Raw genomic sequence first — 26112 nt, 5'->3', positions numbered from 1 at the left:
TAGTGGCGGCATGCGGGTACTCATGGTGACTCCGGGGACGCGGGGAGACGTTGCGCCCATGGCCGGGCTGGGAAGCCGCCTGCAGGGCTTGGGCTACGAGGTCGCCATCGCGGCCAACCCCGTGCACGCGCCCCTTGTTATTGAGGCTGGATGCGAGTTCAGGCCGCTGCCCGGGGATCTGACCGAGTTGCTCAGGCAGCCGGCCCCAGGAGCGAAGTCCTCATCGGGGAGCCTGCGTAGCTTTTGGCGGAAGCTCACTGAATATATGGACAACGCGGCCACCGGCACCCTGGCTGCGGCGGAGGCGGGCGTCGACGTGATCCTGGCCAATTCGGTGGCACCTTATGCGTACGACATCGCGGAAGCCATGGGCATTCCAGCCATCGGCGCACACTTGCAGCCCACGGAGCCGAGCGCAGCCTATCCGCCTGTGATCATGAATTCGGCCCGAAGCCTTGGCGCGTGGGGAAACAAAATCATAGGTGAGCGCGCGGCTGCGGGTCCTGCTCCCTACGACGCCCCCGGCGCCCGCCTGCGGAAGGAGCTGGGACTGGGGAGGCAGAGCCGCGCGGCCGGTGAGCGCCGCCGTCGTAAGGTGCACGCCACTATTCTTCACGGCATCAGTCCCTCGGTCCTGCCAAGGCCTGCTGATTGGCACGCGGGCCTGCTTATGGCTGGATATTGGTGGCCTGCGATGAAGCCGGGCTGGCAGCCACCCACGGACCTTATGGACTTCCTGGCCGACGGCCCACCGCCAGTTTTTGTTGGCTTTGGAAGCAGTGCCGACATTGATCCCGGCTTCATCCTTGAGGCCACGCGCCGTGCCGGAGTGCGGGCTATTGTCCAGGGCACCGAGGGCGTGCTGGATGACGACGCAATCGGGATCGGGAGCATTCCGCATGAGTGGCTGTTCCCGCAGATGGCGGCCGTGGTTCACCACGGCGGCGCGGGAACGGCGGCGGCGGGCTTCCGGGCCGGCGTGCCGGCCGTGGGGATTCCGGTGTACACGGATCAGCCGCTCTGGGCTTCACGGATCGCGTCGCTCGGGGCGGGTCCCCGGCCAATTCCCTACAAGAAGCTGACGCCGGAGCGCCTTGGTGACGCCATTACGGAAGCTGTCAGCACGGCGTCGTACGCGCAGAGGGCAGCGAAAGTGGCTGCCGCCATCTCGACAGAAGACGGAACCATGCCCGTTGTCCAAGCCTTGCAAAACCTCCCATCCAAGTAGCAGCAGGGCGCGTTTTGAGCACTCAAAACGCGCTCAACTGCGACTTACTTGGGTGAATATGTGAAAGTACTGTTTCACTGTCAGTGAACCACCCTGTGATTGGCGGCACAATCCGTGTTGAATCGGAACATGGACTCTGCTGACACTCACACCCCGGGCGAGCACCCCCAAACCCCATTTCACGACATCGACCACTACCTCGCCATCCCTCGGGTTAGCGGCCTCACCCTAAGCCCGGATGGCAAGCGCCTGGTCACCACCGTTACGACGCTGAACGGCAAGGGCACTGAGTTCGCCACCGCACTCTGGGAACTCGACCCCAGCGGCAAGAACCACGCCCGCCGCATCACACGAAGCTCCAAGGGTGAGGCGGGTGCGGTTTTCGCTGCCAACGGCGACCTATACTTCACCTCGGCGCGTCCTGATCCCGACAGCCCTGATGCCGACCCCGTGAACGCGCTGTGGCTGCTGCCCGCCGACGGGGGAGAAGCACGCGTGGTGCACTCTCGTTCAGGCGGCATCGGTTCCGTCATGGCCGCGAAGGACACGGACGCCACCTTCGTCAACGCCGAGGTCCTGGCGGGATCCGCTGACGAGGAGAACGACGAGGAGCGCCGCAAAGCACGCAAGGACAACAAGGTCTCGGCCATCCTGCACAGCGGCTACCCGATCCGCTACTGGGATGCCGACCTTGGCCCGGCCGAGCCGCGGATCTTCGCAGTGGAGCAAGGCGAGGAGGAAGAGCCCGGCAAGCCGGCCACTGTGGATGCATCAGCGCCGCTCCGACTCCGGAACCTGACGCCCGGCGTCGGCGGTTCGCTGCGCGAAGCCAAGACGGTTGTGAGCCCGGACGGCAAGACCATCTACACCAGCATGACCAAGGCACTCGCGAAGGCAGACAGTCGCGAGGTGCTCGCCGCCGTCGACGTCGCCACTGGAACCGTTAAGGTGCTGCTGGACCACGAAGGCATGAGCTACTTCCCCGGACCGGTGAGCCCGGACAATCGAACGCTGGTGGTGCAGAGCGAGAGCGACACGACGCCCACGCAGGCTCCCCACGTGAAACTGCACCTGTTGAACGTCGCGGGCGGCGAGACCACGGATCTGGAGCCGCTCGCCCACCAATGGGACCGTTGGGCCACGCCGCTCGCCTGGCTTCCGGACGGCACTGCGGTCCTGGTGACAGCGGACGACGACGGCGCGTCGCCGGTTTTCCGGGTTGACGTCGCTGACGGTCGGGTGACTCGGGTGACGAACGACCCCGCCGCGTATTCCGACGTCGTGATTTCTCCGGACGGAACTACTGCGTATGCGCTGCGAAGCTCGTACGAGTTCCCTGCCGAGGCGGTGCGGATCGACCTCGCCACCGGTGAGGTTGTCCGGTTGCAGGCACCGGCGGAGCGGCCCGTTTACAAGGGCCACCTGGAACGCGTTGAGACGACGGCGGAGGACGGCTTGCGCGTGCCGGCGTACCTGGCGCTTCCGGAGGGCGCGTCTGCGGCCACCCCGGCACCTCTCTTGCTTTGGATCCACGGCGGACCGCTGAACTCGTGGAATGCCTGGACGTGGCGCTGGAACCCGTGGCTGATGGTGGCCAAGGGATACGCCGTGCTCCTGCCTGATCCTGCCCTCTCCACCGGTTACGGCCAGCAGTTCATCCAGCGAGGATGGGGCGAGTGGGGCAAAAAGCCTTTCACCGACCTTATGGCGATCACCGACGCCGTGGTGGCTCGGGCAGACATTGATGAGTCGCGGACCGCTGCAATGGGAGGATCGTTCGGCGGCTACATGGCCAACTGGGTTGCCGGGCAAACCGACCGCTTCAAGGCGATCGTCACCCACGCGAGCCTGTGGGCACTGGACCAGTTCGGCCCCACCACGGACGCAGCGCAGTACTGGCTCAAGGAAATGACAGTGGAAATGGCGACGGAAAACTCGCCGCACCTGAACGTGGGCAACATCAAGACCCCCATGCTCGTAATCCACGGTGACAAGGACTACCGCGTGCCCATCGGGGAAGGTTTGCGCCTCTGGTACGAACTGCTGTCCTCATCGCAACTGCCCGCCGACGACAACGGCCAGAGCCCGCACCGCTTCCTGTACTTCCCCGACGAGAACCACTGGGTCCTGCAGCCACAGCATGCGAAGGTCTGGTACGGAGTAGTGGAGCACTTCCTGGCGAAGCAGGTGCTGGGCGAGGAGGTTGCTTTGCCGGAGGAGCTGGGGTTGTAGTCCGTTGCTTAGTCCGGCGCTGGTCCTGGGTCACTTGCCGCGTGCTCGCTCGTCCCTCGCTTAGACGCACGCTACGCAAATAACCCAGGACCGGTGCCTCGCGGCTGGCCTCCAGTAGTGCGTGGCGGCCGGGCATACGTAATGCACGGTTCGGCAGCTGTGTGCCTCGCTAGGATGGGGGAGTGAATTCGACCTTTAGCCTTCGTCCTGCCCGCACCAGCGATGTTGCGGCCATTAAGAGGCTTGTGGCGCCCTTGGCTGAGGAGCGAATCCTCATGGCCAAGGAGACCGTGGCGTATTACGAGAGTCTCCAGGAATTCCGGATCGCCGAGTCTGATGACGGTGAAGTCATTGGCTGTGGGGCCCTCCATGTGATGTGGGAGGATCTGGCCGAGATCCGTACTCTGGCTGCAGCTGATTCGTGGCGCGGGCGGGGCGTGGGGCATGTCCTGGTGGAGAGCCTGCTGGAGGAGGCCCGGGCGCTCGGCGTGAACCGCGTGTTCTGCCTGACGTTTGAAGTGGACTTCTTCAAGCGCCACGGATTTGAGGTCATGGCGGACCAGTCGGCCGTGGATCCTCAAGTGTACTCCGAGCTGCTGCGCTCGCATGACGAAGGTGTGGCCGAGTTCCTGGACCTTGCACGCGTGAAGCCCAATACCTTGGGCAACACCCGCATGATCAAGCAGCTCTAGCAGCACTCCCTGGGGGCTACGCGCTGCTTGCCAGCAGAGAAGCCCACTGAGAAGAGCTGCCAGATGATCCGCAGTGGCAAGGCGAGTGGAGCGTCGGAAATGTGAACCGGATGAGCGGGGGCGTCCTATCGCGGGTATCTCACGAATCGATAGACCTCGATGAAGGAAGACACTGTCGAGGTATGTCATGACGAAAGCGCAGCCAGAGGCTAAGGTCCTGCTGGCCCTGGAGTGGGCCTTTGCACAGTGCCCGTTCCCGACCGTGCAGGACTAATTCACGAGAAGATCCGAGCGGGACTTTGTGTAGTGGGAAACGAAGATGCTCCGGACTGACTTCAAATGCTGATGAAGGTATTGGGGCTCGGTGATGGAAGGAAGCAGGAATAGCCACATGTGGGCTACCCGTTCGATGAGGTCGGTGCGGCTAGTGAGGGTGTCGGAGACGAATTGGACTCCTATGAACGCTGCCACCACATATTGGGCAAGGTCCGCCACGTTGATACCGCGGCGTAGTTCTCCGACTGAGGCCGCCCGGTGGAATAGCCCTTCAAACGTCTGTACAGCATCGAGGTAGGGTTTTGTAACACGGGGGGAGAAGGTCGATTCTTCCATCGTGAGCCGGTATGCGGCACCGACAAATGGTTCTTCAGTCAGTTGTCGAGCGATGACTGCAGACAGCTCCATCGCGGCAGTCAAGCTGTTGCCGTCTTGAGTGGACATGGCATCAGACGCGGGGCCGAACTCCTGCTCGTACTTCGCAATTACGGCCCACGCAAGTGCCTCTTTGGTCTGGAAGTGAAACTGCATCGCTCCCTTGGTAACTGCGGCTTCTCGGATGATGGCCGCGGTGGTGGCACGGGAAAAACCCTCGCGGTTGAACACGACAGCACCAGCCCGCAGTACGGCGTGTCGAGTCTTTTCAGCACGCGCCTGAACCTTCATAGCCGACCTTTCTCAATTCCTATGATGATAGGCCGCGCCGTTGGTGCCCTTGCAAGATGAAAGTTCGTCCCGAGGCGCCTACGTAAAAAGTATAGAGGGATTGTTTTCGTTGACCTCGTACATTCGTCCTCGCAGGCTGGGTTGAGCGCCCGCACCCGCGGCGTGGAATTACGCATTTAGAATGCATTTTCCTTCAACAATCTAAGGGTCCTTCGTGTCCAACAGCCTTTTCACTCCCCTAGGAATTGCGTCGTCCTTCGGCGGTATGTTCCTCATCGGCGCGCTTGAAGCACTCTATGGTCCATCATTGATCCGGCTCATAGAACGGTTCGAGTCGTCCCCCTCCGCTGTGGGCATCGTCATCAGCGCCCACTTCATTGGGGGTCTTCTTGGAGTGCTTTCCAGTCAAAGTGTCCATGCCCGCGTCGGGAACAGAGCCACTCTCGCGGCCGGCTATCTGCTGCTCCTTCTGGGTAGCGTAGGTTTCGCTTGGGCCCCGTCGCTGCTTCTTGCTATTACGGCTTCAACTGTGGCCGGTTTAGGGTTTGGGGCACTGGATTATGCCTTCAGTCATTTGTTTGCCGTAGCTTTTGGTTCCGGTTCTGGAAAGATGCTAAATCTTCTTCACGGCTTTTTCGGTGTCGGGGCTATCCTCGCCCCTCTTGCCGTTGCCCTCTTTGGTCCCGAACACTACCCGGCGTATTTCACGGGCTTTGCTCTTCTTGCCCTCCTCGCGGCCCTGGGAGTCCGGGGAGTGAGATCATTCCCCACCCAAGGCTGGGTGGCACGCGAGATCTCCATGGGCGCACCAGGGGCGGGATTATCCACTGCGGCAGGAAAACGGTTCTACTTCCTGGGCGGATTCGCCGGAATGATCGGTGTCTTCGTTTTCCACGTCGCAGTGGGAAGTGGAATAGGAAGCTGGGAAGCAACCTACCTGACCCTCAGTGGGATGACTGTCGAGCAGGCGGCAGCGGCAACGTCTTTGTTTTGGTTGAGCATGACTGCAAGTCGTTTCGTTCTGGCCGGAGCGATTAAGCGACTGAGTCCGGGAATAGTTGTGACGATCAGTTGCACACTCATGACGATTGGTTCAGCCGTCGCGTTCATTCCTGGCTTCGCGGTTGTAGGTCTGGCTCTGGCGGGGTTCGCGCTCGGGCCAATCTTTCCGACTGCCTTGGCTTGGGCAAACCAGCTCTTCGGTGGCCGTTCCTGGGTGAGCGGATCACTGATCGCTATTTCCATGATCGGCGGCATCGCGTTCCCTCCCCTACTCGGCGCCACTGTCGCGGCAGATGCTGACCAGGTCCTGTTCCCGTTGGCACTCGTCGGACTGTCACTGTTCTGTGTGTTGGCATGTATGGCGATAGGTGCCAGCGCATTCTTCAGTCTCACTCAAACACGAATACACGAAGAGGTTCCGGCGCTCGCGCGTCGCTGATCTCCCGCCTATACAGGCGCGTCAATCACCCCTGCCCGATTATGAGTGATTTATTAGCTCTTCTCTTATATCCACTTGATGGATAAACTGGTCAAGGCTTGCTGGGGAAGCTTCCACCACATCGGTCAATTGAGAGAAGATCATGCAATCCCACGCCTCCTTTTCAGATGTTTCAGAACTCCAACTCAGCGTGCGCGGTCCCGTGTTCACGCCTGCCGATCCGGGCTTTGCTCCCGAAGTAGCGGCCTTCAACCTTTCCACGCAGCACCAACCTGATCTGGCCTTCGGCGCCCTCGATGCAGAGGACGTTTCCACGGCCATTCGCTGGGCGGCCGAGCGGGGATTGCCCGTCTCCGTCCAATCCACCGGACACGGTGCCACCAATGCCATTGAAGGCGGCCTGCTCATCAGCACCCGCCGGATGCTGGAACTAAGCATCGATCCCGTTGAGAAAACGGCCCGCGTCGGTGCGGGCGTCCGCTGGAAGGCCGTGGTGGATCTCGCCGCAACCTTCGGCTTAATGGGTCTGTGCGGTTCCACCACCGACGTTGGCGTGGTGGGCTACACCTTGGGCGGCGGCCTACCCATCCTGGGCCGCAAATACGGCTTCGCTTCGGACCACGTGATTGCTTTCGAACTCGTCACCGCCGACGGCACGCAGCGCCGGGTGACCAAAGACGAGAATTCAGAGCTGTTCTACCTCCTCCGCGGCGGCAAGGGGAATCTTGGCATCGTCACTGCCATGGAATTCCACCTCTTCCCAAGCTCGGACCTCTTTGCCGGCGGGCTGTACTACGACGGCGAGCACGCTGCCACGGTTCTCGAGCAGTTCAGCGACTGGGTGACGTCGCTGCCCCAGGAGGCATCGGCGTCGTTGGCTTTCCTGCGGTTGCCGGACATGGAGATCGTTCCGGAGCCGTTGCGCGGCAAGTTCGTAGTCCACCTGCGTTATGCCTACCAAGGTGACGCTGCGGTGGCTACGGAACTGCTGGAGCCGATGCGCCAAAGCGCGCCTTTCATGATGGACGGGACCGGTCCGCTGGACGCCACACAGTTCGACATGATTCATCAGGATCCGGACCAGCCCGTGCCCGTGCGGGAGCGGGGATTCCTGCTGGACCGCTTGGACGAAGGGGCCACGGAAGCCATCCTGCGGCACTTCGGGCCCGGCGTGGAAAGTCCCGTGCTGATGGCGGAAATCAGGCTGCTCGGCGGGGCCTTGGCCAAGAGTGCCGAAGGCGAGGACACCGTTGGTGCCCGCGACGCCGCGTTCAGCTTCTTCATGGCAGGCATGGCGGTCCCGCCGCTCGCGGAGCTGCTTCCGGTAGTGTTCGACGCCGTTCGTGAGGACTTGCGCGAAGCCTCCAACGGAGGGACTTTTGTGAACCTGCACGGCCACTTTGTTGACGCCGAGGACCGGGAGCGGGCTTGGGGTCCGACCGTCCGCGAACGGCTCAGGAAGGCGAAGGCGGAGCTGGATCCGAAGAACATGTTCAGCTTCGGTCACGTTGTGGGGCTACCGGTCATCGACCAGACCGTGCTGCTCGAGGACGTCGTCACAGCCGGCGGCGACGCCGCGCTGAACAACTAAGGAACGCGCCATGCACGAACGGGTGATGTTTCCGGATTTCTCGGCATTCCAGATAGATATTCCCTACGGATCATGGCCGCACGAAGCCTCGTGGCAGGATGCGGGGCACTCGAACCCGGACCTGTACTCGGCCTTCTGGCCCGAGTACCACGCTGGAAACGAGTCCGAGGCGGTGACAACACAAGCCGCCGAGGATTGACGGATCCAGGGGATCGGCCGGAAGGGACAGTCATTGGGGGCTGTCCCTTCCGCTATTTAAGCGCGCTGCCACCGCCGCAAGGCCTACCGTGGCCACGGCCGCCGGTAGTAGGGTCAGAGCACCAGCCACAGCACGCCCAGGAGCATCACATGAAAAAGCTCATCAATGATCCACGCGCCGTGGTGGACGAGTCCGTTGAAGGTTTTGGCATGGCCCATGCCGACATCGTGGACGTCCATCCCGAGCCCAAATACGTCATCCGGAAAGGCGCTCCGGTAGCCGGCAAAGTCGCCCTTATTTCCGGCGGAGGCAGCGGCCACGAGCCCCTGCACGCGGGCTTCGTGGGCCTCGGCATGCTCGACGCCGCAGTCCCCGGCGCCGTCTTCACCTCACCCACGCCGGACCAGATCATTCCGGCGACCGTCGCAGTGGACTCCGGCGCCGGCGTCGTCCACATTGTGAAGAACTACACCGGCGACGTCCTGAACTTCGAAACCGCCGCCGAGATGGCGCAGGCCGAAGGCGTGCACGTGCGTTCGGTATTAGTTAACGACGACGTCGCGGTGGAGGACTCGCTGTACACGGCCGGCCGGCGCGGGGTTGGCGGAACTGTCCTCGTGGAAAAAATCGCAGGAGCATCCGCCCAGCGTGGCGACGACCTTGATTCCGTGACAGCTATTGCCGAGCGTGTGGTGGCCAACGTGCGGACCATGGGTGTTGCCCTGTCCGGTTGCACGGTGCCGCATGCGGGGACGCCAAGCTTTGAGCTCGCGGAGGATGAGATCGAGATCGGCATTGGCATCCACGGCGAACCTGGACGGCACAAGATCGCGATGGAAAGCGCGGACGCTATTACGGACCGCCTCCTGGAGCCTGTGCTTGAGGATCTCGCACTGGCCTCCGGCGACAAGGTGCTGCTCTTAGTCAACGGTATGGGCGGCACTCCGCAGAGTGAGTTGTACATCGTGTACCGGCGGGCGGCCCAGGTTCTCGCCGAGCGTGGCGCCACCGTAGAGCGGTCCCTGGTGGGAAACTACGTGACGTCCCTGGAGATGCAGGGTTGCTCCGTCTCCGTGCTGCGTCTCGATGACGAACTGACCAGGCTCTGGGACGCCCCCGTCCACACTGCGGCCTTGCGATGGGGAGCCTGAGCATGGGGCTGGACGTTGACTGGGCACTGGACTGGTTGAAGCTCTCCGCCAAAGCCATGGCGGAACACCGGGTGGAACTGATTGAACTGGATAGGCCAATCGGAGACTCGGATCATGGGGAGAATATGGACCGCGGTTTCCAGGCCGTGCTGCAGAAGCTCGATGAAACCCCGCCGGAGACTCCGGGAGCAGCATTGAAAGCTGCGGCGATGGCACTCATGTCCAAGGTGGGCGGAGCTGCCGGACCCCTATATGGGACGGCGTATCTGCGGGCTGCAACGTCGCTGGGAGACACCGGCGATATTGATGCCGAGGCAGTGGCCGCCGCCCTCGCAGCCGCGCGGGATGGCGTGGTGGCCAGGGGCAAAGCCGAGCTTGGCGATAAGACCATGATTGATGCGTGGACACCAGCGGTTGAAGCGGCCCAAAAAGCCGCAGCGAGCGGCGCTGACCCGGTTGGCGTGTTGGAAGCGGCTGCGGAGGCTGCCGAAACCGGCGCCATGGCCACGGATCCGTTGGTGGCACGCAAGGGCCGGGCCAGCTACTTGGGGGAGCGCAGTGCAGGGCATCGCGACCCAGGCGCAGCGTCGACGGCGCTGCTCCTTCGCGCGGCCGCAGCAGCTGCTGCCGGGTCCACCGGCGACACGGGAACCGACGCCGTATGACGGTGGGGATTGTGGTTGTATCGCACAGCAGCAAGATCGCTGATGGTGCAGTGGAACTCGCCGCGCAGATGGCGCCCGACGTCGAACTCGTCGCCGCCGGGGGGACCGACGACGAGCGTATCGGAACCAGCCTGGAAAAGGTGCTGGCCGCCGTCGAGCAGTCACTGGTTGATTCCGGAGGCGACGGCGTGGTGGTGCTGACCGATTTGGGTTCTGCGGTGATGACTGCCGAGTCGGCGGTCGAGTTCGCCAGCGACCCTGAAGCGGTGCTGCTTGCGGACGCGCCGCTGGTCGAGGGGCTCGTGGCCGCAGCCGTCGCCGCCCAAGGAGGTGCCGGCGTCGAGGACGTTCGCAAGGCAGCCGAAGCTGTGGCCTTTGGCAGCGTGCCCGCAGGTGTGGGGGGTCCGGAGATCCCTGACGACAAAAATGAACCGGACGCAAGCGGCGACTTCGAACTCATCAACCCCCTCGGAATGCATGCCCGGCCTGCGGCGAAGATCGCCGGGGGCCTGTCTGGACTGGACGCGGAGGTGGAGGTCAACGGCGTCGATGGCATGTCCATCATGGCGCTCATGGCGCTCGCCGCGGGTAAGGGTTCTACCCTGCGTGTTGAAGCCCGCGGCAAGGATGCGTTGAAGGCAGTCGAGTACGTGGGCCGGCTTGTGGAGGAAGGGTTTGGGGAGCTCTAGGTCAGGGAGATTTTCTCTCAAATATTGCTAAGTACACTGATTAGTGATGTTGTAGAGGTACAGGTTCACTACAAGGAAGAGGTGCGAAACATGGGTGCTGACGACAAGATGGAGAACGCTGGCGAGAAGCTCGGCGGCAAGGCTAAGGAAGCTGCCGGAAAGCTCACGGACAACGAGCGCCTGGAAGCCGAAGGTAAGGGCGACCAGACCAAAGCCGACCTCAAAGGTGCCGGCGAAAAGCTGAAGGATGCCTTCAAGAAGGACTAGAAGTCCACACAGGGCCGCTGCATTTGCAGCGGCCCTGTCTTGTTTTGACCCTTTTGAGGCGCCCTTTCGCGGCGCGCTATCTAATGGAGGATCTTCGTGAATTTACTGGTAAAAGTGTTCGGCCTGGCAATTGGCCTCGGCGCCGGCGTCCTCGCAAACAAGACGCTGGAAGGCCTCTGGGAGAAGAAGACCGGCAAGCCTGCCCCCAAGGACAGCACGGACCTCAATGACTCACTCCCGGGCGTGCTGGTCTTCGCGGTAGTCTCGGCCGCCGTCGCCGCAGTAGTTCACGTTCTCACCCAGCGGGGCACCAAGAGTGCCTTGGCCCGAATGAAGAAGACGGCTGACGAGGTTTAACAAAATGGCTATAGCTAGATTCCCGAGTGTTGTCATCGATTGTCCCGACGCGGCCGCACTGGCCGCGTTCTACGGCGAGCTCTTCGGCTGGGAGATTGAGGACAAAGGCGACTGGTTCGACATCCGGCCCAGTGACGGCAGCAACTGCATCTCCTTCCAGCAAATCGAGGTCTACCAGCCGCCCAAATGGCCCGGACAGACCATCCCGCAGCAAATGCATCTGGACATGGTGGTGGACGACTTGGACAAGGGTGAGGAAGTTGCGCTTTCCCTTGGTGCAACCAAAGCCGACCACCAGCCCGGCGAGACGTTCAGGGTGTTCCTTGATCCGGCCGGACACCCGTTCTGCCTCTGCCTGAGCTAAGGCCGCCGAGTCCTAGCCTTGCTGTGCCGCCCACTCATCCACGCGGCGATTGCTTTCCTCTTCTGAGAGGTCCACGACGCGCGTCATGATGGACCACCGAACGCCGAAGGGATCGCGGATGCTCGCGTAGCGGTCACCTGAGACGAACGTGGACAGCGGCTCGCGGATGGTGGCTCCGGCTTGCTCTGCTTTCCTGACGAGTCCGTCCGCGTCCTGGCAGTAGAGGCCGAGGGAATAGCAGTCGTCCTCGCCCTTCGGAGCCGGCACCAAGTGGTACTCGGGGTTGGGTTCGCCAAGTTGGAGGTGGCCGTTGCCGAAGTCGAGTTCGGCGTGGACCACGATGCCTCCCATCTCGGTCGCACCCACAACCCGTGCGCCGAACACGTCGCGGTAGAACGCGATGGCTTCCTTGGCGTTGGGCACGGCGAGGAACGGTGTGAGGCTGGTCAGGCCGTTCGGGACACCGTGGGTGGTGTGTTCGCCATGGGCGGCCGTGGTTGACTCTGTGCTTGTAGTATCTGTCATGGTTACGACGCTACGGGCCTTTGCCGGGTGGCGCTTGGAGATTCGCGACAGCTTTGATCCGCTTGGGAAAGGCTCCAATGGAGGGTTCGTTCAAGGGCATCCTGTATCCGGCGCGACTGCCCACCTTCCAGCGCTATCAACCCCCGGCCTCCGTTGCGGACCTGGTCCAGTGGTTCTGGATCCCGGAGTGGGACATCGAGCCCGGCCGGTCATCCCGGCAGCATGTGATCGCCTACCCCACATCCAACTTGGTGGTGCAGGGTGACGGCGTCGAGTTCTCCGGGCCCACCACCCGTGCCGCCTACAGGGACCTGACCGGCCAAGGTTGGGCGGTGGGCGCCCTCCTTCGCCCGGCAGCGGTGCCGCTGTTCACCGACGATCCCGGAGGCCTGCGGGACCAGGAGGTGGTGTTGGCCCTGGCCGACCTTCACGGGGCCGTTTCAGCAGCCATGAACACGCCGGCCGATGACACCACGCACGACGGCGGCGCTCACCGTGAGCGGGCAGTGGAAGCCTTTGTGGACTGGCTGGTTACCTTGGAATTTGAAGCGTCCGAGGAGGCGTTGCTCGCGAACCGGATGATGGATCTGATTGCTTCCGGGCCTGACGTGCTGATGATTGAGGACGTGGCATCCCCTCTCGCTGTATCGCCGAGAACCCTGCAGAGAATCGCCGGAAAGTACGTCGGGCTCAGCCCCTCTGCCCTGATCCGGCGTCGAAGATTGCAGGATGCCGCCGAGCGTACCCGATCCAGCCCAACAGCGGACCTTGCCGCGATCGCCGTCGAACTTGGCTACGCCGATCACGCTCACCTCACCAACGACTTCCGGAAGTACCTTGGCTTTACGCCGAGTTCGTACCGGCGGACAGTTGAGGGGTAGTCGCTGGCGGCGCTCCTGATTAAGCTTGGACGTAGCGACGCTTCGGGCACGGTAAGGCGTGTTCAGCGGGCTTTCGGAACGGAGAGCGCCATGCTCAGGAAGCTGATGTGCAAGCTGAATCTGGGCCACCAGTGGCATGTGGAACACACTGAGGACGGCAGCCGCTACTTGCGCTGCACCCGCTGCGGAAAATACGACGATGGCGGCGACCCCGGAGGCGGGCATGCGACGGTTCTTGATATGGGTGGCTAACTAAAGAACTCGCGTTGCCACTGCTGGGTGAGTTTTGCCTGCTTGTTGGTCGTGGCCGACCACGGCGGATAAACCCGGAAGCCGCGCTTTCCACCGACGCCGTCTACCGAGACTATTCCATGCTTGACCAGCGAGGACTTTGGGAAGGCGAACTGGCCCGCGTTGGATCCCTCCCGTGCCGTCACCACCAGCATCCCGATGTTGTCATCCGCGGGGAACGGCTCCGTGGAGCCGTCGATTGCCCGCCGCCACACTGCGACGAAGAGGCCTACTTTCGTGGGTGTCAGTTTCCCCACCCGGAGCCTTACGACCTCCGGACCACACGTGGCGATTGCAGCCCCGTAGTCGCGGTTGTCGGCCTCCGGCATCGGTATCGAACACTTCCCAAAGGACTGGTTCAGAACCCGCAGTGCCTCGGCTACGTCAGGGTGGACATCAAGGTCAGGCACTCACCCATCTTAGGGCGCAGCCTCAGTCCTACCGCTGCCGCAACCCTTCTTCATCCAGCGTCAGGGCCGCAGAAACCACGCGACCACACTGCTCACCGTAGGGGTAGTCGCCCTTGGGGGTGAAGGTCAGTGTGCGGACCGGCAGCGCCGCGCCATCAGGGGAAGTCCCGCTCACCGTGGCATCGATCGGCGATTCCGAGAGCGCAGGCAGCATGAGCATGCCCTGCAGGGTGCCGTCAGGCGAAGACGTAGCGGAACACACGCCTTCCGGTGAGCAGCCTTGGTCCACGGCGCTTGCACCAGGATGCATCACCAACTCCTCATGCGTGCACGTGCCGTCTTGGCAGGCTTTCATCCGTAGCGAACCGACTGAGTCCACATAGTTGGCGGCAACTGTCAAGGAAACAACCGGCGCCTGCCCGATCGCGGGGCAAGCTACGGGTTCGGCGAAGCAGCCGGGAAGCAGTGCTGCGGTCCCGGCGAGGGTCAAAGCCAATCCGATTCTTCCCATGCTTCAGAGTAGGACCACGCCCGGCCGGTGTCGCCGGAATACCGCGGGAGCGGGGTAAAAGGCGCCTGCATCGTTACCGATCAGGGAGGCCTGTTGTAAAACCGACACCCCAGCTCACTAACCGGAACCGCTCCAGTACCACCATGGTGTCGTCGTCCACCGCGAACACCGGATTCCCCAGGAAATTGCGAATCTGGTCGCTGTGCCAGAATCTCTCGTGAGCATCCCGCCACTCATGAATTGACGAGTATCCCTCGCCCTCATCCCGAGCGTGTTCCCACGGAACGTCCGCCAGCCGGACCAGTTGCACGGCCGTCGTTTCAATGATGCCAACCGCTTGCTGGTTGGAATCAACCAGGACTTGCCGCGCGCCGACTTCGGGGAACGGCTCGTCGGCGGCCTCGTATTCCAGCGCAGTTGAGGTGGTTGAGGTCTTGGTTCCCTCGAGGATGCCGGTTACCAGCCTGTCGCGCAGCGGCCCGGGGAACGCAAACTCTGCGCGGGGCAGATCGGGGAACTGGTCCATGAAGCTATTCTCTCCTGCCAGCCTGGTTAGCAGGTGACGCCTACGCCGGAAGCCGCAGCCCGCCGTCGTGCATTTCTGCCAAACCGTCCACCAGCAGACCGTCCAGCGCCCGCTCGAGTTGCTCAGGCGCCGAGTTGAGCCGGTGCAGCGCGGCGAGCGGGATTCCGACGCCGGACGGCGCGAACCCCAGGTCCGCCGGCGCTTGCTCGAACATCTCGCGCGGGACGGGGGTGGCTGCTTCACGGAGGACGGCCATCACGGCGCCGCGGACCTGGCGGTCCGTGCCGTGCCAGGACTGACCTTTTGGGGTGTACGACGGCGGCGGCTCACCGGCGGCGAGCCAAGCGCAGCTCGAGCGAACGGGGCAGTCAGCGCACTTGGGACTGCGGGCTGTGCAGACCATGGCGCCGAGTTCCATGACGGACGCGTTCCAACGCACGGACAACTCCTGGCCTTCGGGCAGGAGGGCATCGGCCAGGCGCATTTCCGCCGCGGTCAAGGCTTGGGCAGGCAGGGCATTCCCGGAGACGAGCCGTGCGTGGACGCGGCGGATGTTGGTGTCCACCACGGTTTCGCGGCGGCCAAACGCAAAGGCGGCGACGGCAGCCGCTGTGTAGCTGCCCACGCCCGGCAGCCTGAGCAGCTCGGGATAGGAGTCCGGAACCTTGCCTTCGTGCTGCTCGCGGATTGCGACGGCGGCTGCGTGCAGTCGCAGTGCGCGGCGCGGATAGCCGAGGCGACCCCAATGGCGAACGGCTTCGCCGGAGGGCTCGTTGGCAAGGTGGGCGGGCGTGGGCCAGCGTTCCATCCAGTCGCGCCACACCGGCAGCACCCGGACAACAGGTGTTTGTTGGAGCATCACTTCGCTGACCAGGATGCCCCATGGGCTGCAATCGGGCTCGCGCCACGGGAGGTCGCGGGCAGTCTCGGCGAACCACTGATCAAGGGCCTGGTGGAGGCCTGCCAGCTGGCCTGAATCGGGAAGTGTCATGCTGCCATCCACTGTAGTGGAATCCGGGCGGACTGCCTCCCCGGCGTGCTCATGGCCGACGTCACACAGACCGGGATTGGGCCCTGCGGCGTGGAGGTTAGGTACCCAAGCGACCGCGAGCCTAGCCTAGAACCATGGCCAACAAGGGTAAGCAGCAGTCGACCGCGCGCACATCAGCGCCGGCGAAGGGTGCTGCCCGTGGCTCATCCCGCGCCGGTACGCCGGGCAAAAGTACCCCACCGAAAAGGCGGCGACCAAGCCCAGCCGTGTACCGCCGTCGTCGGCAGGTGGTTTTTGGTGCCCTGCTGCTGGTAATCGCACTGATCGTGGGCGGCGTCGTGGCACTCACTGGTGCGCTGGCAGGAAACCCGGAGCCGCAAGCTGTCAGCACGCCCGACGCCTCAGCGGCGCCGACGCAGGGGACTGTGCCGACAGGATCAGCGGCGCCTTCGCCTTCGGCCTCGCCAACGCCTGTCTGCGATTTCAACCTGATGACCGTTGCCGCCAAGACCGACAAGCCCGCTTACGGCCCGGAGGAAAAGCCGCTGCTGACCATGACCATCACCAACGGCGGCACCGCCCCTTGCGAGGTCAACGTGGGTACCTCCCAAATGGAGTTTCTGCTGATGAGCGGATCGGACCGCATCTTCTCGTCAAAGGACTGCCAGACGGGCGGGGAGGACCTCATCAAGACCATCCAACCCGGCAAGAGCGAGACCGCAAACTTCCCGTGGCAGCGCAACCGGACACTGGAGGGCTGCGCCGCAATCACCGCCAAGCCGGGCGCTGGCGGTGCTTACTACACGTTCGAAGCGCGCCTCGGGAACAAATCGAGTTCCAAGGTCGCCTTCCAACTGAACTAAGCCCTGTCGGGTCTCCGGCCGGTGCCGCGGATGTTAGCCACTACGCGGCGACCTTGCAGAACCAGACGTTTGATCCGGTAGAAAAGCTCCGGCGACATTGAAACCAGTCCCTCCTTCACGGTTCTCTCCGCTGTGGTTTTCAGGCGGTTGATGAGTGGCGGGGTGCCCTGGCTCTCAATGATCTGGACGTGGGTGGCGAATTCCCATTTGTAGGTCTCGGCGCCCTGCAGGAAATCGAAACTCTTGTGGCCAACATCAAAGCTGTGCTTCATCACGCGCAAAAGCATCTCTTTGCCGATTCCGTGCTTTGCGAAGGCCGGGCTGTAGGCGGGAATGAGTGCCAAGTATTCGTCCTCCCAGATAAAGCCGGCATGAAACGCGACGTATTCATCAGCCACCTTCAGCGTGGACAAGATCAGGCGGCGGTCCTCAAAGAGCCGCCGGAGCATGGCCACGGACGCGGCACTTTCCAGTGTCTCGTGTCCGCCCCTGTACTGCTGAATCTTCCATTCAATGCAGGTATTGAAAGCTGCGGCATCCGTATTATCAAAAACGAACTCAGGCTCACCAAACTGCTCGGTCAGCTTCCTGAGCCGCTGCCGTTGGGTTCTCAGCAAGCTTTTGCTCCGTTTGCGGATGAGGGCCAAGTACGCGTCCCACGTTTCGAATTTTCCCCACATGACCAGCGGAGCCGGGTCCAAGGGGGTCGCGGGAACCACTGAGGTGGGATCTTCATCCGGCAGTTCGATAACAGAGGTCACCATTTTGGGAAGGTAGCGCAGTGTTCCGGACGGTGGAACGGTTTCTTCGCCGCCGGGGACGGGCTTCACGTAGTCGTAGAAGGGCCCGCTGTGGACCGCCCTTTTCCCATTGATCTCGGCAAGCCGGACGTGCGCTCTGCTTCCCTGGACCCCGTACGTTTTTAGCTCAACGGTTTTCGCCCGATAAAAGTCCTGCGCAAGTGCAGTGAGGAAGGCGTCGGAAGCGTAGAAGTCCATGCTGATTTACCCCTGAAACCGCCCCGGAGGGCGTGATCTTTAAGCCCGACAAAACGCTGCGGGCAGAACTGAATTCTGGGGAAGGAACAAAAGCATCGGCTGAGTCCGACCCGACCTATTCTAGGACGGTTTTAGAGGAAGCGGTCCAGAAGGCTCGCCTCGGCCATGCGGCTCAAGCCTTCGCGGACTGTGCGGGCGCGCTGATCGCCGATGCCGTCCACGGTCATGAGGTCGTCGATCGTGGCTGCCATGAGGTTCTGGAGCCCGCCGAAGTAGTCCACCAAACGGTCGGCCACGGCCTTCGGCACGGACTTCAAGCCGGACAGTAGCCTGTAGCCACGCGGCTGCACGACGGCATCCAGCTGCTCCACCCCGCCTGCGAAGCCGATGATGTGGGCGATGCGGCTGAGATCGATCAGTTCCGTGGGGCCCAGGTTGAGGAGAGCCTGAACGGCTTCCTCGATTTCCTCGGGCGTAGCGTTGGGATCGGAGTAGTCCCGGATGATGACATCGCTGCCCGGGCCGCGACCCACGGTGAGTTCTTCAACCTGGAGGGACAGCAGGCGGCCGTCTTCTCCCAGTTCCAGGACATATTGGGCGATTTCCTCGGAGATGCGGCGGACCATTTCCTGGCGCTGCAAAGTGACGGCAACATCCCGAACGGTAACAAGCGCCTCTATTTCCAGGGCAGAAAGAGAGCTGGTGACCTGGTCCAAGCGGGCGCTGTACCGTTCCAGGGTTGCGAGGGCCTGGTTGGCGCGGGCGAGGACCTTCTCGGAGCCCTCCAGGACGTGGCGCAGTCCGTTCACGTACAGGGCAATGATCTGCATGGACTGGCTGACGGAGATCACGGGAACGCCGGTCTGGATGGCGACGCGCTCGGCGGTGCGGTGCCTGGTGCCGGATTCCTGGGTTTCAATGCTTGAGTCGGGCACCAGCTGGACGGCAGCGCGAACAATGTTGCTGGCGTCCTTGTCGCAGATAATGGCTCCGTCCATCTTGGCCAGCTCACGAAGGCGCGTTGGGGAGAAGTCGATGCCGATGTCGAACCCGCCGGAACAGATGGAGTCGATGGTGCGGTCGTAGCCCAGCACAATCAAGGCGCCGGTGCGCCCACGGAGGATGCGTTCCAAGCCATCGCGCAATGGAGTTCCGGGTGCGACTCTGGCCAAGGTCGCCTTGAGCGACTCTTCCGGACTCCGGGCCATAGGGTTTCCCTTCGAAGGTGCAAGCCACGGCTCACAGACAAGCTGAATCGGGCGTCAGTGCGGCCTCCGAAAAATGCCCACATGACGACAAGCACAATGATAGGGCTTCCGGGCACCGTTAACCGCACCAGCAAGCCCCAAAGTGGGTCATTTTGTTGTGTTCGACGAGCCGCGGAAGGTGCCTTGTGGTGGCGGTTCTTCAGGCCTACTTTGAGAAGGTTAGCTGCTGACATGGGCAAATATAACAAATTGGTGTAGTTAACGCTTGCCTGGCGTCTAGTAATCAACCTGTCGCTTCAGCTTGTTGCCAAGCCACAGCATCGCCAGGCTCACCAGCAGGAAGCCCACTGAAATGGCTACGGCAAATACCACCACGCCGCCCCAGCCGCCGGCGCGGGCGGGATCAATGAACCAGTACGGGTACCAGTTGACGAAAGCTCCGCGGATAAGGCTGTAGACCAGGTAGCCAATGGGGTAGAGCAGCCAATACCAAATATGTCCGGGACGAAGGGTAGCCCTGGGCGGTTGGAACAGCCAGTCCGCCACCATCACCACGGGGATCAGATAGTGCACCACGAAGTTGACCCATGGAAGCAGCGAGCCGAGATCTTCGCCAGCCAACAGAGCACCAAACACGAGCCCCACCACGGCCATTGCGATGGTGGCCGTGCCACGGGTGACATCATCGATCTCGCTGGGGCGCTTCCGGATCAGCACCCTGTAGCCGCTGATGAGGAGCACCAACGCCGCGAAAATGTTGGAGAGGTTGGTGAAGTAGCTGAAGAAGTTCCAGAGGTCGTAGCCCATGCCCAGATGAACCGTTAGCTGTGTTCCCACCGCCACCAAGGTCAAAAGGCCAAAGAAGAACCGTCCCCCAATAAGCACATTCCGTTTGGTCATGGGCCAATCCTTGCCGAACCTGCACCGGACCAGCTCCCGACACCCCGGAGGGATTACGTGATCAGCAGTTCCAGCGCCTCAGCCAAATGGCCTACTTCACGCACGGAGAAGCCGTCCGGAATAACACCGGCACCTGCCGGGCTTGCCGGAACAATGGCGTGCGTGAAGCCGAGCCGATGCGCTTCCTGGATGCGCTGGTTGATCCCCGGCACGGGACGCACTTCGCCGGCCAGGCCTACCTCGCCGAATGCAATGAGCCGCTGGGGGAGTGCCTTGCGGGACTTGGCCGACGCGACAGCCAAGGCAACGGCAAGGTCGGTGGCCGGCTCCGTCAGCTTCACGCCACCCACGGTTGCCACGTAGGAATCATCCTTGTGAAGCATGCAGCCAGCACGCTGCTGAAGCACTGCGAGCAACATGGCAACCCTGGAGCTTTCCAGCCCGCTGGTGGCACGGCGTGGCTGCGAGTTGGGGCTCTCCGCAAGAAGTGATTGAACTTCAGCCAGCAGCGGCCTGCGACCCTCCATGGTCACCGTGATGCACGTGCCCGAAACGGGCTCTCGCGTGCGTGAAACGAACAGTCCGCTGGGGTCCGCCAGGCCCTCGATGCCAGCCTCGTTCAGGTCGAAGCATCCGACGTCGTCCGTGGCACCATAGCGGTTCTTGACGGCCCGGAGCAGGCGCAGGCGGGAGTGGCGCTCGCCTTCGAACTGGCATACGACGTCCACAAGGTGTTCCAGCAAGCGCGGTCCTGCAATGGTGCCTTCCTTGGTCACATGGCCCACCAGCAGGGTGGTCATGTTGCGTCGCTTGGCCGCAGAGATGATCGAGGCCGCGACCTCGCGAACCTGGGACACCCCTCCGGCACTGCCCTCGACGTCCGCACTGCTCAGAGTCTGCACGGAATCCACAATCAGCAGCTTGGGCTCAAGCTTCTCCACTTGGCCCAGCGCCTGCCCGAGGTCGGTTTCGGCGGACAGATAAAGAGTATGGGCGACGGCGTCGATTCGCTCGGCGCGCAGCTTCACCTGGGCCGCGGACTCCTCTCCCGTGATGTAGAGGACGTCCTGCCCCGTGCGCGCGAACTTCGCGGCGACGTCCAGCAGGAGCGTGGATTTTCCGACGCCGGGCTCCCCGGCCAGCAGGATGACAGCGCCTGGAACGAGCCCCCCTCCGAGGACGCGGTCGAGTTCGTCCACGCCAGTGGGGAGGAACGCCGCAGTGGTCCCATCCACCTCAGCGATACGGCGGGCCGGCTCCAAAACTGTTGCGGCCGCCGTCGTACGCGCTACCGTGGCGCCGTACTCCTCGACGGTTCCCCAGGCTTGGCACTCACCGCACCGTCCCACCCACTTGATGGCAGTCCAGCCGCATTCAGCGCACTTGTAGGCGGGTGTTTTGGATGCGCGGGAGGTCTTGGAAGCCATGGGTTCAAGCGTAGTGGCGGGGGCCGACAGTATTCGCCGCGAGGTGGCACTTAATGACAGTGTCAGGCCGTGGGATCGGCATTAAATGCCAACTCGGCAAAGGCTACAGCGCCGGGAGCACCGCCCGGGCTTCGTCAGGTTCCATCCCGCTCGCTTCCAGCAGGTCCACCATGAGCGGCCGGAACAGCATGACCACGGTTTCGCCCTCGAGCCTCTGCACGTCGAGCATCTTGGGATGCAACCTCGCAGCGATGTCGGCGAGTTCGTTCCGGGCGCGGCGTAGGTGAACCCTGCGTGTCCCTTCACTCTGCTCGGACAACCCAATGGTCATTTCATCGATGGCGTCGGCGGTTTCCTGCAGTACCTCGGAGATGCTGTCGATCGCTTCGTCGGACAACGCGGCATGGTTGATGGCGCTGGTAAGCCGCCGCGCAAACACGCGGCTATTTCGCAGCGCGAGGTCGATGTACTCCAACGAATGTTCCAGGCCGGCAAGTTCGTCACGATGCCTCCGGTGCGCTGGAGCCAGCGTCGCAACCTCGCCCGACGCCCGCAAAGTCTGCCGCATCCGGTCCACCAGCGGCTGGCAGTTACGGCCGCGGATCAGTGCGTGCCATGCCGTGGTGGAGTCGCTGTCAATCATGGCCTTGGCGCACTCCCGCAGCACCTCAGCCAGCTCATGCAGGATTTTTTGAACATCCTTGCGGGGCTCCCGGCGCGGATCTTTGGGCACAAGGATGGTCACGAGCAGCGCGAACACACCACCGATCACGGCATCCAGGCTTCGCGTGAACGGCCCGCCGGCAGGCGCCGGCAGCAGCACCACGAGCAACGACTGCAACCCCAGTTGGGTGGTAAAGATAGTGCCGCTGTCCAAGAACCTGGCCAACAGGATGGAGAACAGAAGTACGACGGCGGCCTGCCAGATCCCGGCGCCCAGCCAGTGAAGCAGCAGGTCACCAACAACGATGCCCAGTGTGCAGCCAAGGCCCACCTCAATCACCCTTCGCAGGCGCGGGTCGCGGGAGAATCCGAGGGCAATCAAGGAAGAGGTGGCGGCGAACAGCGGCCCTTGATGACCGAGCACGTATTCAGCGAAAGCGTAGGCTCCAACGGCGCACACCGTCATCTGGATGGCTGGGGTCAGCGAATTCCGGCTGCGGACCAGTCCAGTCCGGACTCTGGCGCGCAGGAACCTCTTGCTTGCAGAAAATCCCTTAGCGGCAGCCATGCCTCCCAGTCTATTTGCCCAGCCCCGCCTATCGACGGCATCCCGGGCGCCGCTCAAGGTGGCGCGCGCCACATAACCCAATGGTCCGCCGTCGTTCACTTTCTGTTCACCTTTCCCCGCAGATCCTGTTACCTGCAGTCCTTACCTTCAGTAAAGGAACAAAAGGTCCTCAGCTCGCGCACGCCGAAATCTCCGTTCGGCCCGCATCGAAGAATCCCTGGAAGGGGCACATCCAAGTGAAGGCAACTCACTTCGGCCGCAACGCGGCAATCGCGGTCATCGCAGCCGGCGCTCTCGCGCTCACTGCTTGCGGTTCAGACAACGCAACGGGCACCACCGCCGGCACTCAGTCGGCAGCAGCCGGCCCCAAAGTCACCGGTACCCTGACCGGCATCGGCGCCTCCTCCACCGGCGCAGCCATGGACGCTTGGAAGGCCGGTTTCTCCACCGCCAACTCCGGCGCCACTGTTCAGTACTCCCCGGACGGTTCCGGCGCAGGCCGCAAGGCCATCATCGACGGCTCGGCACAGTTCGCCGGCTCCGACGCCTACCTGAAGGACGAAGAGCTCGAGAGCTCCAAGGCCAAGTGCGGCCCCGAAGGCGCCATCAACATCCCGGTGTACATCTCCCCGATCGCCGTCGCCTTCAACGTTCCCGGCATCACCGAGCTGAAGCTCGACGCCGCCACCGTCGCCAAGATCTTCCGTGGCGAGATTGCCAACTGGAACGATCCCGCAATCGCCGCCCTCAACGAAGGCGTCACCCTTCCGGACCTTAAGGTCACCCCGGTGAACCGCTCTGACGACTCCGGCACCACCACCAACTTCACCGACTACCTCGCAGCAGCTGCTCCCGAGGTTTGGACGGACAAGGCTGCCGGCATCTGGCCTGCAACCCTCGCCGGCGAGAACGCCAAGGGCACCTCCGGCGTCGTCAAGACCGTCACCGACACCCCGGGCGCCGTGACCTACGCTGATGACTCCGCTGTTTCCGGCAAGTTGGGGACCGCCTCCATCAAGGTTGGCGAAGAGTTCGTCAAGATCTCCGCTGAAGCCGCTGCCAAGGCTGTCGAAGCCGGCAAGGCCGTTGACGGCCGCGCCGCCAACGACGTCGCCATCAAGCTGGACCGCAAGACCACCGCTTCGGGCGCCTACCCCGTAGTCCTCGTTTCGTACCACGTGGTTTGCACCACGTACGAGACCAAGGAAGTTGCTGACCTGGTCAAGGCCTTCGAAACCTACGTCGTTTCCGACGAAGGACAGAAGACCGCAGCTGACGCCGCGAAGTCCGCACCGCTCTCCAAGACGCTGCAGGACAAGGCCAAGGCCGCTATCGAAACCATCAAGGCCAAGGCCTAAGGTTTCCCGGCGGGTTTGCTGAACCCGGCTGAACATTGAAGTTCCCTGTCCCGCACGGAGTGGCCGCAGAGCCGCTCCCGTGGGGCAGGGAACTTAGCCATGTAAGACCAGTTCACTGAGACTGAAGGATCGTGAAGTGACCACCAACTCCCTGACAACCTCCCAAGGCGCAGGACGCGCCGGGGACAAGGTTTTCTCCGGGGCCGCCATGGCCGCAGGGTGCCTGATTCTCGCGGTCCTCTTCGGAGTCGCGTTGTTCCTTGTGGTGCAGGCAATCCCAGCGCTGACCGCCCCGGCTGAGGACATCCAGGGCGGCAACGGCTTCTTCGCCTACATCGCCCCGATCGTGGTGGGCACCCTGATTGCCGCCGTGATCGCCCTCGTCATAGCCACCCCCGTGGCCATTGGCGTGGCCCTGTTTATCTCGCACTACGCACCGCGCCGGCTCGCCTCCGGCCTCGGCTACGTGGTGGACCTGCTCGCCGCCATCCCCTCCGTTGTCTACGGCGCCTGGGGTGCAGCCTTCCTGGCCAAGGAAATCTCACCGGCCTACGACTGGCTGGCCAACAACCTCGGCTGGATCCCGATCTTCGCAGGACCGGCATCCGCCACCGGCAAGACCATCCTGACCGCCGGCATCGTCCTGTCCGTCATGGTCCTGCCCATCATCACCTCCCTGTCCCGCGAAATCTTCCTGCAGACCCCCAAGCTGCACGAGGAAGCAGCGCTCGCACTTGGAGCCACCCGCTGGGAAATGATCAAAATGGCCGTGCTGCCCTTCGGCCGCCCGGGCATCATCAGTGCCATCATGCTGGGCCTCGGCCGAGCACTTGGTGAGACGATGGCCGTTGCCCTGGTGCTCTCCTCCGGGGTCCTGACTGCCAGCCTCATCCAGTCCGGCAACCAGACCATCGCCGCGGAAATCGCCCTGAACTTCCCGGAAGCCAGCGGTATCAAGGTCAACACGTTGATCGCCGCCGGCCTGGTGCTGTTCGTCATCACCCTGGGCGTGAACATGATCGCCCGCTGGATCATCACCCGGCACAAAGAATTCTCGGGAGCCAACTAAATGTCCGCCACAGTAGTCCGCAAGCGCTCCGCGCTCACCAAGGGCCAACTGCCCAAGTTCGCGCCCTACATTGTCCTGGCCGTGGCGCTCATCGTCGGCGCGGCCATCCTGGCACTCATCGGGTTCAACGCCTTCGGCTGGGGCATCGTCTCCGCCATCCTGTTCGCAGTTGGGCTGGTCGCCTGGAGCGGCGCTGTTGAAGGTGCCCGCAAAGCCAAGGACAAGCTCGCGACGTGCCTGGTTGTCGGTGCGTTCCTGGTCGCACTCCTGCCGCTGATCTCGGTCATCGTTACAGTGCTGGTCAACGGCATCCCCGGCCTCATCACCCCAGGCTTCCTGGGTACGTCCATGAACGGTGTCACCGGCGCCTTCGACAACAAGGCAGTGGAAGAAGGCGCCCCCGTTCTGGGTGGCATCTACCACGCGCTGCTGGGCACTATCCAGATCACGCTCCTTGCCACGGTTATCTCCGTGCCTGTGGGCCTACTCACCGCGATCTACCTGGTGGAATACGGCAACGACCGTCCGCTGGCCCGCGCCATCACGTTCTTCGTGGATGTCATGACCGGCATCCCGTCCATCGTGGCCGGCCTCTTCGCGGCAGCGTTCTTCTTCGCAATCGTCGGTCCGGGCACCAAGACCGGTGCGGTAGCCGCCGTCGCACTTTCAGTTCTGATGATCCCGGTGGTGGTCCGCTCCAGCGAGGAAATGCTCAAGATCGTCCCGAACGAGCTCCGCGAGGCCTCGTACGCGCTGGGCGTGCGCAAGTGGCGCACCATCACCAAGGTGGTTATTCCGACGGCGATCTCAGGCATCGCGTCCGGCGTCACCTTGGCGATTGCCCGCGTTATCGGTGAAACCGCGCCGATCCTGGTGACCGCAGGCTTCGCCACCACCATCAACAACAATGTGTTCGGTGGTTGGATGGCCTCGCTGCCCACCTTCATTTACACGCAGATCCTCAACCCGACGTCGCCGTCCAACCCTGATCCCTCGGATCAGCGTGCTTGGGGCGCCGCACTGGTGCTGATCATTCTGGTGATGCTCCTGAACCTCGGAGCCCGCCTCATCGCCCGTCTGTTCGCTCCCAAGACGGGCCGGTAGC

General features: G+C 62.9%; 29 protein-coding genes. 18 read left to right on the top strand and 11 right to left on the bottom strand.

Annotated elements, in window-relative coordinates:
• Positions 1 to 10 precede the first annotated feature (10 nt).
• The 3 genes from AC0J5Z_RS01160 (at position 11) to AC0J5Z_RS01150 (ending at position 4152) form a co-directional block, all read left to right on the top strand.
• Positions 11 to 1228 (top strand): glycosyltransferase, encoded by a 1218-nt coding sequence (locus AC0J5Z_RS01160; RefSeq protein WP_475036887.1) that lies wholly within the window; start codon positions 11 to 13, stop codon positions 1226 to 1228.
• 129 nt (positions 1229 to 1357) lie between these two features.
• Positions 1358 to 3460, top strand: a complete 2103-nt coding sequence (locus AC0J5Z_RS01155) for a S9 family peptidase (RefSeq protein WP_475036885.1) — start codon at positions 1358 to 1360, stop codon at positions 3458 to 3460.
• 182 nt (positions 3461 to 3642) lie between these two features.
• Positions 3643 to 4152, top strand: coding sequence for an amino-acid N-acetyltransferase (locus AC0J5Z_RS01150; protein ID WP_475036884.1), 510 nt, complete (start codon positions 3643 to 3645; stop codon positions 4150 to 4152).
• A 270-nt stretch (positions 4153 to 4422) separates the two neighbouring features.
• On the opposite strand, the gene AC0J5Z_RS01145 is transcribed toward AC0J5Z_RS01150, so the two are convergent.
• Complete coding sequence (locus AC0J5Z_RS01145) at positions 4423 to 5094, bottom strand: ScbR family autoregulator-binding transcription factor (protein ID WP_475036883.1); 672 nt, start codon at positions 5092 to 5094, stop codon at positions 4423 to 4425.
• A 214-nt stretch (positions 5095 to 5308) separates the two neighbouring features.
• On the opposite strand from AC0J5Z_RS01145, the gene AC0J5Z_RS01140 reads away from it, so the two are divergent.
• The 9 genes from AC0J5Z_RS01140 to AC0J5Z_RS01100 all read left to right on the top strand — a co-directional run bounded on the left by AC0J5Z_RS01140 (position 5309) and on the right by AC0J5Z_RS01100 (position 11818).
• On the top strand, positions 5309 to 6535 hold the full coding sequence (locus tag AC0J5Z_RS01140) for an MFS transporter (RefSeq protein ID WP_475036882.1): 1227 nt from the start codon (positions 5309 to 5311) through the stop codon (positions 6533 to 6535).
• Between the two features lie 142 nt (positions 6536 to 6677).
• Positions 6678 to 8126, top strand: a complete 1449-nt coding sequence (locus AC0J5Z_RS01135) for an FAD-binding oxidoreductase (RefSeq protein ID WP_475036881.1) — start codon at positions 6678 to 6680, stop codon at positions 8124 to 8126.
• A gap of 10 nt (positions 8127 to 8136) precedes the next feature.
• Positions 8137 to 8325, top strand: a complete 189-nt coding sequence (locus AC0J5Z_RS01130; protein WP_475036880.1) for a hypothetical protein — start codon at positions 8137 to 8139, stop codon at positions 8323 to 8325.
• 149 nt (positions 8326 to 8474) lie between these two features.
• Positions 8475 to 9476 (top strand): dihydroxyacetone kinase subunit DhaK, encoded by a 1002-nt coding sequence (gene dhaK / locus AC0J5Z_RS01125; RefSeq protein WP_475036879.1) that lies wholly within the window; start codon positions 8475 to 8477, stop codon positions 9474 to 9476.
• Between the two features lie 2 nt (positions 9477 to 9478).
• Entirely contained in the window at positions 9479 to 10141 is a 663-nt protein-coding gene (gene dhaL / locus AC0J5Z_RS01120) for a dihydroxyacetone kinase subunit DhaL (RefSeq protein WP_475036878.1), read from the top strand.
• Positions 10138 to 10830: a dihydroxyacetone kinase phosphoryl donor subunit DhaM gene (gene dhaM / locus AC0J5Z_RS01115; protein ID WP_475036877.1), complete on the top strand. Its 693-nt coding sequence runs from the start codon at positions 10138 to 10140 to the stop codon at positions 10828 to 10830. Before dhaL ends, dhaM begins: the two co-directional genes overlap by 4 nt.
• Positions 10831 to 10920: 90 nt before the next feature.
• A complete protein-coding gene (locus AC0J5Z_RS01110) occupies positions 10921 to 11097 on the top strand; it encodes a CsbD family protein (protein WP_035760998.1) in 177 nt (58 codons plus the stop codon).
• 96 nt (positions 11098 to 11193) lie between these two features.
• The gene (locus AC0J5Z_RS01105; RefSeq protein ID WP_475036876.1) at positions 11194 to 11454 is read left to right on the top strand and encodes a DUF4235 domain-containing protein; all 261 of its coding nucleotides are present in this window, start codon (positions 11194 to 11196) and stop codon (positions 11452 to 11454) included.
• Between the two features lie 4 nt (positions 11455 to 11458).
• A complete protein-coding gene (locus AC0J5Z_RS01100; protein ID WP_475036874.1) occupies positions 11459 to 11818 on the top strand; it encodes a VOC family protein in 360 nt (119 codons plus the stop codon).
• 12 nt (positions 11819 to 11830) lie between these two features.
• On the opposite strand, the gene AC0J5Z_RS01095 is transcribed toward AC0J5Z_RS01100, so the two are convergent.
• Entirely contained in the window at positions 11831 to 12343 is a 513-nt protein-coding gene (locus AC0J5Z_RS01095; RefSeq protein ID WP_475036873.1) for a VOC family protein, read from the bottom strand.
• Positions 12344 to 12420: 77 nt separating this feature from the next.
• Between AC0J5Z_RS01095 and AC0J5Z_RS01090 the strand changes: the two genes are divergently transcribed.
• Positions 12421 to 13224, top strand: coding sequence for a helix-turn-helix transcriptional regulator (locus AC0J5Z_RS01090; RefSeq protein ID WP_475036871.1), 804 nt, complete (start codon positions 12421 to 12423; stop codon positions 13222 to 13224).
• Between the two features lie 105 nt (positions 13225 to 13329).
• A complete protein-coding gene (locus AC0J5Z_RS01085; RefSeq protein ID WP_475036870.1) occupies positions 13330 to 13476 on the top strand; it encodes a hypothetical protein in 147 nt (48 codons plus the stop codon).
• On the opposite strand, the gene AC0J5Z_RS01080 is transcribed toward AC0J5Z_RS01085, so the two are convergent.
• The 4 genes from AC0J5Z_RS01080 to AC0J5Z_RS01065 all read right to left on the bottom strand — a co-directional run bounded on the left by AC0J5Z_RS01080 (position 13473) and on the right by AC0J5Z_RS01065 (position 15953).
• On the bottom strand, positions 13473 to 13925 hold the full coding sequence (locus AC0J5Z_RS01080; RefSeq protein ID WP_475036869.1) for a MepB family protein: 453 nt from the start codon (positions 13923 to 13925) through the stop codon (positions 13473 to 13475). The two genes, AC0J5Z_RS01085 and AC0J5Z_RS01080, sit on opposite strands and share 4 nt — an antisense overlap.
• Before the next feature lie 28 nt (positions 13926 to 13953).
• Complete coding sequence (locus AC0J5Z_RS01075) at positions 13954 to 14436, bottom strand: hypothetical protein (RefSeq protein ID WP_475036867.1); 483 nt, start codon at positions 14434 to 14436, stop codon at positions 13954 to 13956.
• 73 nt (positions 14437 to 14509) lie between these two features.
• Positions 14510 to 14962 (bottom strand): ASCH domain-containing protein, encoded by a 453-nt coding sequence (locus AC0J5Z_RS01070; RefSeq protein WP_475036866.1) that lies wholly within the window; start codon positions 14960 to 14962, stop codon positions 14510 to 14512.
• 40 nt (positions 14963 to 15002) lie between these two features.
• Positions 15003 to 15953 carry an HhH-GPD family protein gene (locus tag AC0J5Z_RS01065; protein ID WP_475036864.1) on the bottom strand — a complete coding sequence of 317 codons (951 nt, stop codon included), beginning with the start codon at positions 15951 to 15953 and terminating at the stop codon, positions 15003 to 15005.
• 134 nt (positions 15954 to 16087) lie between these two features.
• On the opposite strand from AC0J5Z_RS01065, the gene AC0J5Z_RS01060 reads away from it, so the two are divergent.
• Entirely contained in the window at positions 16088 to 16816 is a 729-nt protein-coding gene (locus AC0J5Z_RS01060) for a hypothetical protein (RefSeq protein WP_475036863.1), read from the top strand.
• On the opposite strand, the gene AC0J5Z_RS01055 is transcribed toward AC0J5Z_RS01060, so the two are convergent.
• From AC0J5Z_RS01055 to AC0J5Z_RS01035, 5 genes are all read right to left on the bottom strand, one after another.
• Positions 16813 to 17814: a GNAT family N-acetyltransferase gene (locus tag AC0J5Z_RS01055; protein WP_475036862.1), complete on the bottom strand. Its 1002-nt coding sequence runs from the start codon at positions 17812 to 17814 to the stop codon at positions 16813 to 16815. The genes AC0J5Z_RS01060 and AC0J5Z_RS01055 overlap by 4 nt on opposite strands.
• A gap of 131 nt (positions 17815 to 17945) precedes the next feature.
• Positions 17946 to 19022: a DNA integrity scanning diadenylate cyclase DisA gene (gene disA, locus AC0J5Z_RS01050; protein WP_017197017.1), complete on the bottom strand. Its 1077-nt coding sequence runs from the start codon at positions 19020 to 19022 to the stop codon at positions 17946 to 17948.
• 276 nt (positions 19023 to 19298) lie between these two features.
• A complete protein-coding gene (locus AC0J5Z_RS01045) occupies positions 19299 to 19922 on the bottom strand; it encodes a Pr6Pr family membrane protein (protein ID WP_475036861.1) in 624 nt (207 codons plus the stop codon).
• A 53-nt stretch (positions 19923 to 19975) separates the two neighbouring features.
• Positions 19976 to 21349, bottom strand: coding sequence for a DNA repair protein RadA (radA, locus tag AC0J5Z_RS01040; RefSeq protein WP_475036859.1), 1374 nt, complete (start codon positions 21347 to 21349; stop codon positions 19976 to 19978).
• A gap of 103 nt (positions 21350 to 21452) precedes the next feature.
• Positions 21453 to 22580: an FUSC family protein gene (locus AC0J5Z_RS01035; RefSeq protein WP_475036857.1), complete on the bottom strand. Its 1128-nt coding sequence runs from the start codon at positions 22578 to 22580 to the stop codon at positions 21453 to 21455.
• A gap of 236 nt (positions 22581 to 22816) precedes the next feature.
• Here AC0J5Z_RS01035 and pstS point away from each other — a divergent pair, with 236 nt between their 5' ends.
• From pstS to pstA, 3 genes are all read left to right on the top strand, one after another.
• Positions 22817 to 23938: a phosphate ABC transporter substrate-binding protein PstS gene (gene pstS / locus AC0J5Z_RS01030; RefSeq protein WP_475036854.1), complete on the top strand. Its 1122-nt coding sequence runs from the start codon at positions 22817 to 22819 to the stop codon at positions 23936 to 23938.
• A 136-nt stretch (positions 23939 to 24074) separates the two neighbouring features.
• Positions 24075 to 25007, top strand: coding sequence for a phosphate ABC transporter permease subunit PstC (pstC, locus tag AC0J5Z_RS01025; RefSeq protein WP_475036852.1), 933 nt, complete (start codon positions 24075 to 24077; stop codon positions 25005 to 25007).
• Entirely contained in the window at positions 25008 to 26111 is a 1104-nt protein-coding gene (gene pstA, locus AC0J5Z_RS01020; protein ID WP_475036847.1) for a phosphate ABC transporter permease PstA, read from the top strand. It begins immediately after the preceding gene.
• Position 26112: the final 1 nt, after the last annotated feature.

The sequence above is a fragment of the Paenarthrobacter sp. TRD_SC_7 genome, from assembly GCF_056156245.1.
Note: the sequence above shows the minus strand (reverse complement) of the source record. Positions and strands in the feature narration are given on the sequence as shown.

What these genes read in the sequence shown, in the direction of transcription:
- AC0J5Z_RS01160 (WP_475036887.1), top strand. Translation starts at nt 11, where the DNA reads ATGCGGGTACTCATGGTGACTCCGGGGACGCGGGGAGACGTTGCGCCC.
- AC0J5Z_RS01145 (WP_475036883.1), bottom strand. Translation starts at nt 5,094, where the DNA reads ATGAAGGTTCAGGCGCGTGCTGAAAAGACTCGACACGCCGTACTGCGG.
- AC0J5Z_RS01095 (WP_475036873.1), bottom strand. Translation starts at nt 12,343, where the DNA reads ATGACAGATACTACAAGCACAGAGTCAACCACGGCCGCCCATGGCGAA.
- AC0J5Z_RS01090 (WP_475036871.1), top strand. Translation starts at nt 12,421, where the DNA reads ATGGAGGGTTCGTTCAAGGGCATCCTGTATCCGGCGCGACTGCCCACC.
- AC0J5Z_RS01110 (WP_035760998.1), top strand. Translation starts at nt 10,921, where the DNA reads ATGGGTGCTGACGACAAGATGGAGAACGCTGGCGAGAAGCTCGGCGGC.
- AC0J5Z_RS01070 (WP_475036866.1), bottom strand. Translation starts at nt 14,962, where the DNA reads ATGGACCAGTTCCCCGATCTGCCCCGCGCAGAGTTTGCGTTCCCCGGG.
- AC0J5Z_RS01075 (WP_475036867.1), bottom strand. Translation starts at nt 14,436, where the DNA reads ATGGGAAGAATCGGATTGGCTTTGACCCTCGCCGGGACCGCAGCACTG.
- AC0J5Z_RS01130 (WP_475036880.1), top strand. Translation starts at nt 8,137, where the DNA reads ATGCACGAACGGGTGATGTTTCCGGATTTCTCGGCATTCCAGATAGAT.
- AC0J5Z_RS01035 (WP_475036857.1), bottom strand. Translation starts at nt 22,580, where the DNA reads ATGGCTGCCGCTAAGGGATTTTCTGCAAGCAAGAGGTTCCTGCGCGCC.
- dhaL (WP_475036878.1), top strand. Translation starts at nt 9,479, where the DNA reads ATGGGGCTGGACGTTGACTGGGCACTGGACTGGTTGAAGCTCTCCGCC.
- AC0J5Z_RS01045 (WP_475036861.1), bottom strand. Translation starts at nt 19,922, where the DNA reads ATGACCAAACGGAATGTGCTTATTGGGGGACGGTTCTTCTTTGGCCTT.
- disA (WP_017197017.1), bottom strand. Translation starts at nt 19,022, where the DNA reads ATGGCCCGGAGTCCGGAAGAGTCGCTCAAGGCGACCTTGGCCAGAGTC.
- AC0J5Z_RS01135 (WP_475036881.1), top strand. Translation starts at nt 6,678, where the DNA reads ATGCAATCCCACGCCTCCTTTTCAGATGTTTCAGAACTCCAACTCAGC.
- AC0J5Z_RS01065 (WP_475036864.1), bottom strand. Translation starts at nt 15,953, where the DNA reads ATGACACTTCCCGATTCAGGCCAGCTGGCAGGCCTCCACCAGGCCCTT.
- pstA (WP_475036847.1), top strand. Translation starts at nt 25,008, where the DNA reads ATGTCCGCCACAGTAGTCCGCAAGCGCTCCGCGCTCACCAAGGGCCAA.
- dhaK (WP_475036879.1), top strand. Translation starts at nt 8,475, where the DNA reads ATGAAAAAGCTCATCAATGATCCACGCGCCGTGGTGGACGAGTCCGTT.
- radA (WP_475036859.1), bottom strand. Translation starts at nt 21,349, where the DNA reads ATGGCTTCCAAGACCTCCCGCGCATCCAAAACACCCGCCTACAAGTGC.
- AC0J5Z_RS01085 (WP_475036870.1), top strand. Translation starts at nt 13,330, where the DNA reads ATGTGCAAGCTGAATCTGGGCCACCAGTGGCATGTGGAACACACTGAG.
- AC0J5Z_RS01060 (WP_475036863.1), top strand. Translation starts at nt 16,088, where the DNA reads ATGGCCAACAAGGGTAAGCAGCAGTCGACCGCGCGCACATCAGCGCCG.
- AC0J5Z_RS01155 (WP_475036885.1), top strand. Translation starts at nt 1,358, where the DNA reads ATGGACTCTGCTGACACTCACACCCCGGGCGAGCACCCCCAAACCCCA.
- AC0J5Z_RS01055 (WP_475036862.1), bottom strand. Translation starts at nt 17,814, where the DNA reads ATGGACTTCTACGCTTCCGACGCCTTCCTCACTGCACTTGCGCAGGAC.
- AC0J5Z_RS01100 (WP_475036874.1), top strand. Translation starts at nt 11,459, where the DNA reads ATGGCTATAGCTAGATTCCCGAGTGTTGTCATCGATTGTCCCGACGCG.
- dhaM (WP_475036877.1), top strand. Translation starts at nt 10,138, where the DNA reads ATGACGGTGGGGATTGTGGTTGTATCGCACAGCAGCAAGATCGCTGAT.